The sequence below is a fragment of the Rhodococcus sp. NPDC127527 genome, from assembly GCF_042672245.1.
Lineage (GTDB): Bacteria > Actinomycetota > Actinomycetes > Mycobacteriales > Mycobacteriaceae > Rhodococcus_G.
The window spans coordinates 1-13174 of sequence record NZ_JBHXVP010000016.1 but is presented as its reverse complement, the minus strand read 5'-3'; the positions used below and the strand labels follow the sequence as shown (position 1 = coordinate 13174).

Sequence of the window (13174 nt, the reverse complement as noted above, 5' to 3'; positions counted from 1 at the left end):
CTCGGATAGGCTCGGTGGCATGCAGTCCTGGTCCGAAGTAGCCGTTCCGTCCGTTCCCGGTCAGGGGCCGCCGTTGCGGCTGTTCGACACGGCGGATCGTCGGGTCCGGCCGGTGACGCCAGGCGAGACGGCCACGATGTACGTGTGCGGGATCACCCCGTACGACGCCACCCACCTCGGTCACGCCGCAACCTATCTGGCCTTCGATCTGGTGAACCGGCTCTTTCGCGACGCCGGGCACGCGGTGCACTACGTGCAGAACGTGACCGACGTCGACGACCCGCTGTTCGAGCGCGCGAACCGGGACGGCGAGGACTGGGTCGTCCTCGGCATGCGCGAGACCGCCCTCTTCCGTGAGGACATGGAGGCCCTACGGGTGCTGCCCCCGCGCGACTACATCGGTGCGGTGGAATCGGTGAACGAGGTCGTCGAGATGGTCGAGAAGCTGCTCGCGGCCGGGGCGGCGTACATCGTCGACGACGCCGAGTACCCGGACGTCTACTTCCGCGCCGACGCCACCGAGCAGTTCGGCTACGAGTCCGGCTACGACCGCGAGACCATGGAGCGCTTCTTCGCCGAGCGCGGCGGAGACCCGGACCGGCCGGGCAAGCAGGACCGCCTGGACGCCCTGGTGTGGCGCGCGCAGCGGCCGGGCGAGCCGTCGTGGCCGTCACCGTTCGGCGCCGGCAGGCCGGGCTGGCACATCGAGTGCTCGGCAATCGCGTTGGACCGCATCGGATCCGGGTTCGACGTGCAGGGCGGCGGCAGTGACCTGATCTTCCCGCACCACGAGTTCTCCGCCGCGCACGCGGAATCGATTGTGCTCGAACGCCGTTTCGCGCGGCACTACGTGCACACCGGGATGATCGGCCTGGACGGCGAGAAGATGTCCAAGAGTCGCGGCAACCTGGTCTTCGTCTCGAAGCTGCGCGGCGAGGGCGTGGACCCGATGGCGATCCGCCTCGGCCTGCTCTCCGGCCACTACCGCACCGACCGGGCGTGGACCGGCGAGGTGCTCGCCACCGCGGAGCGACGACTCGACCTGTGGCGTCGCGCGGCCGCGCGGCCGACCGCGCAGTCGGCCGAGGACACCGTCGCCCGGCTGCGGCAGCACCTGGCCGACGACCTGGACACCGCGAAGGCGCTCGACGCGGTCGACGGCTGGGCCACCCGCGCGGTCGAGCACGGCGGTTCGGACGCGGCGGCACCCGGGCTGCTCGCGGATGCGGTGGACGCCCTGCTGGGTGTGTCGCTGCACTGAACTGCACACCACCGGCGCCGCCGCAACCGTCATCCGTAATCGGCGACTGTCGGCGGGTTGGGACCCCGTACTGCACGACAGCACCCCGGCAGGAATACTCGCCGAATGGAGACGAACAGGTTCTTCGAGTGGGCGACCCAGGCCTTCGAGGTGCTCGGTGTCCTGTCGATGGTCGTGGGGTTCGTGTTCGCGTTCCTGCTCGCCGGGCTGACGTGGAAGCGAACTGGTGAAGGCTCGCGGGCATTCCGGACCTTGCGTGAATCGCTCGGCGGAGCAATCCTGCTCGGCCTCGAACTGCTGGTCGCCGCCGACATCGTCAAGACCGTCACGTCCACGCCGTCGCTGACGGACGCTGCCGTGCTCGGGATGATCGTGTTGATCCGGACCGTGCTGAGCCTGTCGATAGAGGTCGAGATCGAGGGGGTCGCGCCCTGGCGGCGGGCGCTGACCACCGGGCCGCAGGTGCTTGCCCGCGCGGCCCGGCAGTCGGTGCGACCGGAACCCGGTGCCGCGGACTAGGGAACCAGCGCGGGGGAGGACACCGGCTCGTCCCAGCCGATGCGATAGCGCTGTTCGACGCCCAGGGTCTTCTCCAGGTTCATGGTCTTGAACAGGACAGGGAGCAGCAGGGGCATCAGCCGTCGGCCCACGGGCCCCGGTGTCTTGGAGTGGTTGATCTTGGCGCCTCGCGCCGCGATCTTCTCCACCCGGGACCGGCGCAGCCCCTCGTACGCGGCGAACGCCGCCGCGGGGTCGGGCAGGTCACGCAGGCACCGGGCGAGCTGGATCGCGCTCTCGATCGCCAGCGAAGCACCCTGACCGGTGCTGTTCGAGGGCGCGTGCACGGAGTCGCCGACCAGCACCATCCGGCCGCGATGCCAGTGCGGGACCGGCGGCATGATGTGCAACGCGCCGACCACCTGCAGCGAGTCGGCACTGGTGCGTTCGGCCAGCACGCCGCCCGGTTCGTCGCCGGCGTAGGTCTCGCGCAGGGTGCGCAGCCAGTCCTCGGCGGGAATCCCCCGTGCCTGGCTGAGGGTGAGGTACTGCGGCGACGGCAGATTCGCGCCCCAGGCGACGCCTCCGCCGGGCAACGGCCAGTACAGGTAGTAGGCCCGCCTGCCGAACGCGAAGGTGATGGTGCCCGGCTCGGTGTCGAGGTCGACGTCGGCGACGCCACCGAAGCCGAGCATCCCCGTGTGGCCCGCACCGGGGGCGTCCGGGTCGATCAGGGTGCGAACGGTGGAACGGACCCCGTCGGCGCCGATCAGGACGTCCGCGGCCGCGGAACTTCCGTCGGCGAACCGGGCGATGATGCCGGCGGCGGTGTCCTCGACGCCGACGAGCCGCTTGCCGTACTCGAAGCCGACGCCGGCCGCCACCGCGCGGTCGTGCAGGACGCGGTGCAGGTCGCCGCGCTCGACCACCTGCAGCGGTGGCAGGTCGGCGAGGGCGGGCATGGCGCCGAGGCTGCGGCCGGCGACGGTCATCGCGGTGGACGGAATGGGGGTCGCGATGGCGCGTACGGAATCGTCGACGCCGAGGATGCGAAGGGCGGCAAGGCCGTTCGGCGCAAGGGCGAGAGTGCCGCCGATTCCGTTCGACTCGGCGGGGTACGCCTCGCAGACGGTTGCGTCGATGCCTGCCATCCGGAGGGCGGTAGCGGTGACGGGGCCGGCGATGCCACCGCCGATCACGAGGGCGGTTCTGGCTGCGGACATGGTTCTGCTCCTGTGTGGTGTGCCGCGACGGTCGTCGCGGGTCACCCGGAGGGAGTGAATCCGGCTATTCTTTGGTTGCCACCTCGTGGCCGGATTCGTCTCTCACCAGGCGTCGGTTCGAGGAAACGGTCCCGGCGGCGGTGTTGCAGCACCCCGCCGGGGCCAGGTCTGGTCACTGGTCCGGGAGCGACCCCCTCTCGGCGATCTCGGTCAGTTCGGGCGGGAGGTCGCCGGTGGCGTGCCAGGCCTGCCAGGCGTCCAGATCGGGGTAGCTGCCCGAGGTGAGTTCCGCGAGCAACGCGCGCACCCACCGGGCCTCGGCCACGGTCATGGCGAGCCCGTACTCGTTCTCCGCCAGGAACAGGCGGGGGATCTCCTGGCCGTGCAAGGCGATTGCCGCCTGTTGCGTGCTGATCGACTGTTCGAGGCGGTCGAGTCTGGACGCCAACAGGGCGATCGCCTCCTGGGGTGCGAGGGAGGCCATCACGGACAGCCCCGCGGCGAACCTCGGGTGTTCCGGTTCGGGTGTCGAGATCAGCTCGCGCGCCCAGTCGATCAGTTCCTCGCGGCCCGCGTCGGTGATCTGGTAGACGGTGCGCTCGGGCCGTGAGCCCGCGCGGGTGACGCCGACCGCCTCGAGGAATCCGTGCTTCTCCATGTTCTGGACGACGGTGTAGAGCGAGCCCCACTTGATGTCCATGTCCTGGTCTTTGCCGCGCTCGCGCATGATCGAGGCCATCTCGTAGCGGTGCATCGGCCGCTGGTAGACCGTGGCCAGCACGGCCAGGGCCAGCAGGTTTGCGACCTTGCGCGGTTTCGGCACGGTGACCCCTCAGCTCGATTACTCGTCTACGAATATACGTCGACGAGTAATTGGCTGCAAGGGGTCGGCATGCCTCGTCCTGGACTCGTGTTTCGATATCTGTCAATATCGACACATGTCGAATCAGCAGACCGGCGGCGGCGAGCAGTGTTGCTCGCCGCTGGTGCGCGAACCACTGACCGAGCACTGGGCCGGTGACCTGGCCAGGATGTTCAAGGCGCTCGGCGACCCGGTGCGGCTGCGCCTGCTGAGCCTGATCGCCAGCCATGCCGGCGGCGAGGCGTGCGTGTGCGACATCTCGCCGGCGTTCGACCTGTCGCAGCCGACGATCTCGCACCACCTCAAGGTGCTGCGCGAGGCGGGCCTGCTGGACTGCGAACGCCGGGGCACCTGGGTCTACTACTGGGTGATTCCCTCGGCGCTGCAACAGTTGTCGGCGGTGCTGCTCACCGACCGCGCACCGGTCGCCGCCTCCTCGGCGTGTGCGGAGGTTTCCGCGTGAGCGAGACGACCACACCCGAACGCCCCGCCGTCATCGGCAAACTCTCCACTCTCGACCGCTACCTGCCGGCCTGGATCGGCGCGGCCATGGTCGCGGGACTGCTGCTCGGGCGGTGGATCCCCGGACTGAACACCGCGATCGAGGGGGTGCAGATCGACGGCATCTCGCTGCCGATCGCCCTCGGCCTGCTGATCATGATGTACCCGGTGCTGGCGAAGGTCCGCTACGACCGCCTCGACACCGTCACCGGCGACCGTAAGCTCCTGGTGAGCTCGTTGCTGCTGAACTGGGTGCTCGGCCCGGCGCTGATGTTCGCCCTGGCCTGGATCTTCCTGCCCGACCTGCCCGAATACCGCACCGGGCTGATCATCGTCGGCCTGGCCCGCTGCATCGCGATGGTGATCATCTGGAACGACCTCGCTTGCGGGGACCGCGAGGCCGCCGCGGTGCTGGTGGCGATCAACTCCGTGTTCCAGGTGGTCATGTTCGCCGTCCTCGGCTGGTTCTACCTCTCCGTCCTGCCTGGCTGGCTCGGACTGGAACAGACCAGCATCGACACCTCGCCGTGGCAGATCGCGAAGTCGGTGTCGATCTTCCTCGGCATCCCGCTGCTCGCCGGCTTCCTGACCCGCCGCTACGGGGAGAAGTCCAGGGGCCGTGAGTGGTACGAGAGCAAGTTCCTCCCGCGCATCGGGCCGTGGGCGCTGTACGGGCTGCTGTTCACCATCGTCGTGCTCTTCGCGCTGCAGGGCGACCAGATCACCTCTCGCCCGGTGGACGTGGTGCGGATCGCGATCCCGCTGCTGGCGTACTTCGCGATCATGTGGGGTGGCGGCTACCTCCTCGGCGCCGCAATCGGATTGGGCTACGAGCGCACCACGACCCTCGCGTTCACCGCGGCAGGCAACAACTTCGAGCTCGCCATCGCCGTGGCGATCGCCACCTACGGCGCGAGCTCGGGTCAGGCGCTGGCCGGGGTGGTCGGCCCGCTCATCGAGGTGCCCGTCCTCGTCGGGCTCGTGTACGTCTCGCTCGCCCTGCGCAAACGCTTCACCAGCACCCCCGTGTCCGCCTGACCGAGTTCGTCTTTCTCCGAAAGGACCGTTCATGTCCACGACACCGAGCGTGTTGTTCGTCTGCATCCACAACGCCGGCCGCTCCCAGATGGCCGCCGGATTCCTCGCCCACCTCGCCGGGGACTCCGTCGAGGTGCGCTCGGCCGGCAGCGCGCCCGCGGAGACGATCAACTCCGCGGCTGTCGAGGCGATGGCGGAGGTCGGCATCGACATCTCCGCGCAGTCGCCGAAGATCCTCACGCCCGATGCCGTCGAATCGTCGACCATGGTGATCACCATGGGATGCGGCGACGCCTGTCCGGTGTTTCCCGGCGTCAGCTACCGCGACTGGGCGCTCGAGGACCCCGCGGGCAAGGGCGTCGAGGCGGTCCGGCCGATCCGGGACGAGATCCGCTCCCGCGTCGAAGCCCTGATCGCGGAACTCGTCCCCGCCACCGCCTGACGCGGGAGCCCTCGACGGCAATCTCGAGAGGTGTCAGCAGCAGGACGATCCCGCGGGGGCGTCCTCCTCGGCCGCGGCGGTTCCGCAGCACACGCCGCCTTCGGCCTCGACGTCGAGGTGCTGCGGGCTCGACCCGAAGGTCTCGGAGTCGCCGAGAACGGTGTAGACCTCCCACTTCTCACCCGCCGGACCGGTGACCCACACCTTGTCCTGGGTGGCGAAGCAACAGGTGGTGCCGATCTCCTCGTCGGTGAACAGGCCTTCCCCGGTCAGGCGGGCGATCTCCTCGTGCACCTTCGTCGACGACTCGACCTCGACGCCGAGGTGGTTGATCGTGCCGCCCTGACCGGGGTTCTCGAGCAGCACGAGCTTCAGTGGGGGTTCGGCGATCGCGAAGTTGGCATAGCCGGGCTTCAGCTTTGCCGGCTCCGTGTTGAACAGCTTGGAGTAGAAGGTGACGGCCTGCTGCAGGTCGTCGACGTTGAGAGCGAGCTGGGCGCGTGACATGACGGCTCTCCAGGTGTGTGACTTATATCGAATTGGGACGGTTACAGCCTCCCACTATTTCGACATAAGTCAAGAAGGTTGGTAGTGTCGGGTTCATGCCCAAGGCCCTGCCGATCGTCGACGTGAGCGCTCCCATCTGCTGCGCGCCCGTGTCCGCCGCGCCGATGAGCGACGACGCGGCGCTGGAGGTCGCGCTCCGCCTGAAGGCTCTGGCCGATCCGGTCCGGATCAAGCTGATGTCCATCCTGCTCACGGCCGACGGCGGCGAGGTCTGCACCTGCGACCTGGCCACCGGCGTCGGCCTCGCCGAATCGACGGTCAGCCACCACCTCGGGCAGCTCAAGAAGGCGGGCATGGTCGAACCGACCCGCCGTGGGATGAACGTCTTCTATCGCGCCCGGGTCGCCTCGCTCGATGCGCTCCGCCTGGTCCTGGACCCGAACTGCTGCAGGGTCGACTGAGCCGACCGTGGTCGGTGCCGGCCGCCGAGCACGGTCAGCCCGCCACGCGGGCGCGGCGGGCGCCTCGTCTGCGCTCCCGCCCGAGACTCCACAGGTAGTGCTCGAAGTCGACCTCCATGGTGTGCCGCGGCGAGCTGTAGAACCGCCGCTTGGCGCGATCGTGCTCCGCCGTCATCTGCGACCGGATCTCGGCATCGGACGGAGGCCGGTACCGGCCGGCGAGGGTCTCGGCGATCCACGCGCCCTGCGCCTCGGCGAGCGGCATCACCGCGCCGAGTGGCTGCAGCAGCCCGACGAAGTACAGGCCGGGAAGGTCCGGGTGCACCGTTCGCTTCCACAGCGGCAGGTCGTTCTCGGGGGCGGCGACCAGCTCTGGGTCGAAGAACGGAAAGCTCACCCGGTAGCCGGTGGCCCACACGATCAGATCGGCCCTGGACCGGGTCCCGTCCGCGAAAACGACCGTGTCGCCCTCGAACCGGTCGATCTTCGGGCGCGGGCTGATCGCGCCGGCACGCAGCCGCGCGCGGATCTGCTCGGACTGCACCGGGTGCGCCTGACCGGGCCGATGTGTCGGCCGCGGGAGTCCGTAGCGGGTCAGGTCACCGGCCGTGAGGGCGCTGACGCGGAGCCCGGCCGAGATCACCCAGCCCGGCAGCCAGCCCGGCATCACGAACCGGTCGGCGGGCTTGCCGAGCAGCATCTTGCGCATCACCCAGTGGCTGCGCCGCACCGACAGCGACGTGCTGCGCGCGACCTCGGACGCCTCGACCGCGATGTCGAGACCCGAGTTGCCCATGCCGACGACCACCACGTCGCGGCCGTCGAGCTGCTCGGCGGACCGGTAGTCGTGGGAGTGGATCTGCTCACCGGTGAAGCTCCCCGGAGTGGGGTCCGGCCAGCGGGGATCCCAGTGGTGCCCGTTCGCGACCAGCACCGCGTCGTAGCTCTCCACGCGCTCGCCGGCGGCGCCGGTCGTACGCACCGACCACGTGCCGTCCGGGGCCTGCTCGACGTGCTCGACGGTGGTGCCGAAGGTGATGGTGTGCCGGAACCCGAAATGCTCTACGTAGGACTCGAAGTAGGCGCGGACCTGGTCGTGCCGCGCGTACGGCGGATAGTCGGCGGGCATCGGGAAGTCCGAGAACGCCATCCGCGGGCAGGAGGTGTTGATCTCCAGGGTCTCGTAGCAGGCGGACACCCCGTTCGGGTTGTCGTAGACCCAGTTGCCGCCGATCACGCTGCCCTGCTCGAAGCAGTCGAACGGGATTCCGGCCACATGCAGCGCCTTGGCCGCGGCGATGCCCGACGATCCCGCACCGATCACGCACACGCGGGGGAGGGTCTCGACGTTCGCGGCCGGGGTGGTGGCGGTCGGGGCGCTGCGCCGGGGTGTGACGGAAAAGGGCATGACGGCCATGGTCGCACGAGATCCCGCCGCCGACATGGGGATTGCGAGACCCTCGCGCCACTCGCCTCGGGGGACGACGAGGCACCGATCGATGTCGGTGGGTACCGCCGCCCTGCGCCGAACATGTACTGCCGGAACGCCTTCGGTCACCACTCGGGGTCGTAGGAGGCGACTAGGCTTCCGCGGCCGCCGGGTCGATGTTCTGGTTGACGTGGAAGAAGTTGTCCGGGTCGTAACGGCGTTTGACCTGTGTGAGCCGGTCGTAGTTGTCGCGATACGCGGCGCGGACGCGACCGGAGCCCTCGTCCATCAGGAAGTTGACGTACGCCCCGCCCGCAGACGTCGGGTGCAGGTGTTCCCAGTAGTCCTTGGCCCAGACGGTGATCGCCTCCGCATTCGCCGGGTCCGGGTCGACTCCGACGATCACGCCTGCCCAACCGCCGTCGCGATAGGCGAATGCCGTCGCGTCGTCCGGCACCCGGGCAGCGGCACCGTCGATGGGGTACAGGTGCATGGTGGAGTGCCCTGTCGGCAGCCGCGCCCCGAACCGCTCGTGCACCTCGATGGCGGCGTCGGAGATCTCGTTGAAGAAGTCTGCCCGCCAATACCATTGCAGCCCGGCCGGATAGAAGGCGTCGAAGGCTCCCTGCAGCGCATTGAACGGCATCGGTCCGATCCCGACCAGGAGCGGGGAACCGTGCGTGCGAATCGGTTCGAGTGCCGCGTCGGCACCGTCGTGCGGGCCGGTGTAACACCAGATGATGCCGCACGCCTTGCGGCCCCAGATCTCTTCCGGGAAGGGCGGGGCCGGAGGCACCGTCATCAGCGAGATCCATCCGCTCAGCTCCTCCGGCAGCGACGGCAGCAGCTCCCGGTACCACCGCATCACCTCGGCGGCGTCGGCGAGGTCGTAGAGCACCGGACCGGCGACGACGACTCCGTTCTCGCCGATGTCGTGACAGCGGAACGTGAACGAGGTGACCACCCCGAAGTTGCCGCCGCCGCCGCGCAGTGCCCAGTACAGGTCGGGATTCGAGTGTTCGTCCGCCCGGACCAGACTGCCGTTGGCCAGCACGACGTCTGCACCGAGCAGATTGTCGACGGTCAGTCCGAATCGCCGGGACAGATAGCCGATGCCGCCGCCGAGGGTGAGCCCACCGACCCCGGTGGACGAGAGGAAGCCCGACGGCGTCGCCATCCCGAATGCGACCGTCGCGTGATCGACGTCGGCCCACGTGCAGCCGCCGTCGACGCGAACGGTGTGGCCGCCGGGGTCGACGGTGACGCTGTGCATCGCCGACAGGTCGATCACCAGGGCGCCGTCCCACACGCCTAGCCCGCCCGCATTGTGTCCGCCGCCGCGAACCGCGACCTCGAGTCCGTGCTCGCGCGCGAAACGCACGCATGCCACGACGTCCGCGGCGTCGCGGCAACGCGCGACGGCGGCGGGTCTGCGGTCGATCATGGCGTTGTAGACGGCGCGGGCCTGGCCGTAGTCGTCCTGGTCCGGGGTGATCAGGTCGCCGCGCAGCACGCCGCCGAGCGCCTCGAACGGCGCGGTGTCCGCGCGGGTTGGTGTGGTGGTCATGGCGAACCCTCCTTCGGGCGCGGCGCCCGGCTGTCGAACGTCCGCACCGTCAACGCTAGGAACGCGGCGTTCGCGCAGCGTTCGGCCGCGGCGTTCGGGTCGGACCGGGCCCGGGGAGGCCTCGATCGGCGAGGTCACGCGCGCAGCGCCGCAGCAACGCGACAGCGCCCTGGGTGTCCGCCAGCGCGGCGGCCGAGCGGAGTCGTTCGGCCGCGACCGTCGGCTCGTCCGATGCCGCCCGCAACCGCATCACCTCGGGCAGCCACCACAGATCGCTCCGGGAGTGCGCGGCCACCAGGGCCGCGTCGAGCACTCCTCGGGCCGCGTCGGGCCGGCCGACCCGCACCCACACGTCCGCCAGCAGGGACAGCCAGTAGGGCATGCGGGCGAACGCCCCCTCGGCCTTGAGGTTGTCGATGCCCGCGCGGGCCAGGTCCACTCCGGACCCGCCCGGACTCGACCAGCCGTCCAGGACGAGCCCCCACTCGCGGTAGTACGCGAAGTCGTACCGGTCGCAGAGCCCGCGCAACTCCTCGACGGTGGCGCGGAGCGCGGGCAGGTCCCCGCGAAGCTGGTGGGTGATCCCCGCGTAGGCCAGCGCGACCGCGAGGTTGTACGGGTGGTGGATGGTGCGGGCCACCTCGACCGCGCGTCGGCAACTCGCCAGCGCCTGCTCGTCGCGGCCCACCAGCCAGTCGGCGTGTGCGGCCCAGGCACTGCCGTGCACGTCGGGCCGGGTGCCGATGGTCCAGGTGTGTGTCCCTCCCGCGAGTTTCGCGGCAATCTCGAAGTGCCGCAACGCCTCGTCGGGTCGGCCCAGGCTCAGGGCGGAGCCGCCGTAGGCGAAGTGCGCGGAACTGCCCAGCTCGGAATCGGGGCCGACCTTGGCGAGCGCCCGGCTCGCCGCGCGGTGGGCGTCGGCGATCCGGCCCTGGACGAAACGGGAGGCCCAGAGTCCGACCAGTGCGGTCAGTTCGGACTCGGGGCGTCCGAGGCGTTCCGACAGCTCGAGCGAGCGTTCCAGGGTCTGCTGCAGTTCCTGCGAGGCGTACCCGAGTCGGGCGTTGAGCGGCGCCGCCATCGACTCGAGCAGGTCGAGTTCCTGTCGCTCGCCCTCGTTGCCGTCGAGGCGGGTGCGCACGATCGACAGTGCCGCCCGGTGCAGCCGGATGGCCTCCTCGTGGGCGTACCGTTCGGACGCGACGACGGCGGCCCGGCGGTAGAACACCACCGCGCGGTCCGGTCGACCGCCGCGGTCGTACTGCTCGGCGAGCTGCACCGAGACCGCGTCCGTGTCGCCGGCGTGCAGCAACTCGAGCCCCTGGGCGAGGCGACGGTGCAGCAGCCACCGTTTCGGCGGGCTGACCTGCGCGTACGCCGCGTCGCGGAGCAGGTCGTGGGAGAAGTCGTAGCCGGTGCCGGTCTCCTGGACGATGCGTCGGCGCCACAGTTCGTCCACCGCCCGCACGACCTCACCCGGGTCGAGGTCGCTGGCCTCGGTGAGCAGTTCGAGGGTGAAGTTCCGGCCCACCGCGGCCGCCAGCCCCGCGACCTCGTGGGCGAAGGGACCGCACTGGTCGAGTCGCCGCCGCAGTACCGCCGTGAGGTCGCGGGCCGGCAGCGCAGGCTCGTCGTGGTCGGCCGAGGCCCGCACGGCCTCCACGACGTACAGCGGGAAGCCGCCGGTGGTCGACTGCAGCAGGAGGCGGTCGTCCGCGCCGAACTCGCGCCCGGAGACGGACTCGCCGAGCCGTGCGGTGTCGTCGATCTCCAAGGGGGAGAGCGTGATGTCGGTGAGCAGGCCGGCGTTCCGCAGGCCGGTCGCCCACTGCGCGGCCTCGCCGGCGCCGCCGGACAACTCGTCGCGCATCGTCCCGAGTACCAGCAGGGGAGCGTCGGGGACCAGCGCGAGGCAGTAGGCGAGGAAGGCGAGCGTCTCCGGATCGCACCATTGCAGGTTGTCGACGGTCAGCAGCGTCGGGCGGCCCCGTGCGGTCAGTGCGCGGGCCAGCCCCTCGAAGAACCGCTGTCGCTGCCAGGCGTCGGCGACACCGCTGGTGCCGGTCCGCGTCGCCGCGGCCGGACGGCCGTCGGCAGGCACCAGTCGGTTGACCTCCGCGGCCCACAGCGGCTCGAGCGAGTTCGAACGCAGCGCCGGGTTCCGGAGCCAGTCCGCAACCGGTGCGAGTGCCAGCCGCCTCGACGTCCCGAAGCACTGCGTTCCTGCGACCGTCGCGCCCAGGGTCCGGACGAACCCGGCTGTCTCCGTGAGCAGTCGGGTCTTGCCCACACCGGCTGCGCCACGGATCACGGCCAGGCGCGGCCCGTCCGTCATGCACGCGTGCCACAGCGCCCGAAGCGTGGCGAGTTCCCGGGACCGTCCGACCAGGGCGGTCGCGGCGTGGCCGGCGCGCACCTCGCCCGCTCCGCCTACCGGTACCGCAGCGGAGCCGGACGAGAGCACGCGCTGCAGGGTCGCTCGGGTGGCCGGGTCCGGACCGACCCCGAGTTCGCGCTCGAGGACGGACGCGCAGCGGTGGTAGGTGCTGACGGCGCTGCCCCGATCGCCGAGGTCGGCCTGCAGTTCCATCAAGGTGCGGTAGCCGGACTCCTCCAACGGCCGCAACGCAATCCGACGCCGGACGGCGGCAGTCGCCTGCGTGCCGTCGCCGCGGTGCACGCGTTGGTGACAGACGAGGTCGCACAGGTTCACACACCGCTCCTCGAGATCGGCGCGCAGCTCGAGGACCCAGTCCTCGTACAGCCCCGGCAGCAGCGGTCCCCGATACGCGGCCAGGGCGCGGTCCGCATGCTCGAGCGCCGCAGCCTCGTCCCCGCCCGCCTCCGCCGCGAAGGCCGCGGCACGTTCGTTCTCGAACGTGCACACGTCGACCAGGCAACTCGGGCTGTCGTGCCAGCACAGATCCCGGGGGCTGACGAGCAGGCCGCTGTCGTCGCCGAGGGCTCGGCGGAGGTGGTGCAACTCGCGGCGCAGGTTCGTCAGTGCCTGTCCGTCCGCCGAGTCCGGCCAGAACACGGCGGCAAGGTGGGGACGTGCCTGCGGAACGCCCGCGTGGACGGCGAGGTACCCGAGCAGCGCAAGGGTACGCGGCGACCGGACCGGTTCGGTGCCGGTCGCGTCGTCGGTGATCGCCTGTTCTCCCAGCAGGGAGACGTGCAGCATCGTCGCGCGGCCTCCTGTGATCGAGGCTAGTCCGCGCAGTGTCGTTCGGACCGCCCGCGACCTCGGATGATGTGTTGCGCGATTCCTTGTCGGTGCCCCGCACTATAATTCGAACATGCATTCGACAGGCGGGGTTCGAGAGGTCGGTCAGGTGGCAGCACACCTGACCGACCTGGACGATGCCGTCGACGGGCTGCTCGA

12 protein-coding genes are annotated in these 13174 nt (G+C 70.3%); 6 read left to right on the top strand and 6 right to left on the bottom strand.

The features are described from left to right. The first annotated feature begins 19 nt into the window (after window positions 1-19). A complete protein-coding gene (gene mshC, locus ACFVH2_RS21740) occupies window positions 20-1261 on the top strand; it encodes a cysteine--1-D-myo-inosityl 2-amino-2-deoxy-alpha-D-glucopyranoside ligase (RefSeq protein WP_378425440.1) in 1242 nt (413 codons plus the stop codon). A 105-nt stretch (window positions 1262-1366) separates the two neighbouring features. After that, entirely contained in the window at window positions 1367-1780 is a 414-nt protein-coding gene (locus tag ACFVH2_RS21735) for a DUF1622 domain-containing protein (protein WP_378425438.1), read from the top strand. On the opposite strand, the gene ACFVH2_RS21730 is transcribed toward ACFVH2_RS21735, so the two are convergent. Then, a complete protein-coding gene (locus ACFVH2_RS21730) occupies window positions 1777-2982 on the bottom strand; it encodes an FAD-dependent monooxygenase (protein WP_378425436.1) in 1206 nt (401 codons plus the stop codon). The two genes, ACFVH2_RS21735 and ACFVH2_RS21730, sit on opposite strands and share 4 nt — an antisense overlap. A 172-nt stretch (window positions 2983-3154) precedes the next feature. Next, on the bottom strand, window positions 3155-3805 hold the full coding sequence (locus ACFVH2_RS21725) for a PadR family transcriptional regulator (RefSeq protein WP_378425434.1): 651 nt from the start codon (window positions 3803-3805) through the stop codon (window positions 3155-3157). Between the two features lie 115 nt (window positions 3806-3920). Here ACFVH2_RS21725 and ACFVH2_RS21720 point away from each other — a divergent pair, with 115 nt between their 5' ends. Genes ACFVH2_RS21720 through ACFVH2_RS21710 form a run of 3 tightly spaced genes read left to right on the top strand, consistent with a single transcriptional unit; the run spans window position 3921 to window position 5825 of the window. Further along, window positions 3921-4307, top strand: coding sequence for an ArsR/SmtB family transcription factor (locus ACFVH2_RS21720; RefSeq protein WP_378425432.1), 387 nt, complete (start codon window positions 3921-3923; stop codon window positions 4305-4307). Continuing rightward, window positions 4304-5383 carry an ACR3 family arsenite efflux transporter gene (arsB, locus tag ACFVH2_RS21715; RefSeq protein WP_378425430.1) on the top strand — a complete coding sequence of 360 codons (1080 nt, stop codon included), beginning with the start codon at window positions 4304-4306 and terminating at the stop codon, window positions 5381-5383. The genes ACFVH2_RS21720 and arsB overlap by 4 nt, the downstream gene beginning before the upstream one ends. A 31-nt stretch (window positions 5384-5414) precedes the next feature. After that, on the top strand, window positions 5415-5825 hold the full coding sequence (locus ACFVH2_RS21710) for an arsenate reductase ArsC (protein WP_378425428.1): 411 nt from the start codon (window positions 5415-5417) through the stop codon (window positions 5823-5825). A gap of 33 nt (window positions 5826-5858) precedes the next feature. Here ACFVH2_RS21710 and ACFVH2_RS21705 read toward each other — a convergent pair whose 3' ends face one another. Further along, entirely contained in the window at window positions 5859-6332 is a 474-nt protein-coding gene (locus ACFVH2_RS21705; RefSeq protein ID WP_378425427.1) for an ArsI/CadI family heavy metal resistance metalloenzyme, read from the bottom strand. A gap of 95 nt (window positions 6333-6427) precedes the next feature. On the opposite strand from ACFVH2_RS21705, the gene ACFVH2_RS21700 reads away from it, so the two are divergent. Next, window positions 6428-6793: an Rv2640c family ArsR-like transcriptional regulator gene (locus tag ACFVH2_RS21700; protein ID WP_378425425.1), complete on the top strand. Its 366-nt coding sequence runs from the start codon at window positions 6428-6430 to the stop codon at window positions 6791-6793. A 34-nt stretch (window positions 6794-6827) separates the two neighbouring features. Here ACFVH2_RS21700 and ACFVH2_RS21695 read toward each other — a convergent pair whose 3' ends face one another. From ACFVH2_RS21695 to ACFVH2_RS21685, 3 genes are all read right to left on the bottom strand, one after another. Then, on the bottom strand, window positions 6828-8201 hold the full coding sequence (locus tag ACFVH2_RS21695; RefSeq protein WP_378425423.1) for a flavin-containing monooxygenase: 1374 nt from the start codon (window positions 8199-8201) through the stop codon (window positions 6828-6830). Between the two features lie 172 nt (window positions 8202-8373). Continuing rightward, window positions 8374-9789: an FAD-binding oxidoreductase gene (locus ACFVH2_RS21690; protein WP_378425421.1), complete on the bottom strand. Its 1416-nt coding sequence runs from the start codon at window positions 9787-9789 to the stop codon at window positions 8374-8376. A 55-nt stretch (window positions 9790-9844) separates the two neighbouring features. After that, window positions 9845-12973: an ATP-binding protein gene (locus ACFVH2_RS21685; RefSeq protein WP_378425419.1), complete on the bottom strand. Its 3129-nt coding sequence runs from the start codon at window positions 12971-12973 to the stop codon at window positions 9845-9847. Between the last annotated feature and the right edge of the window lie 201 nt (window positions 12974-13174).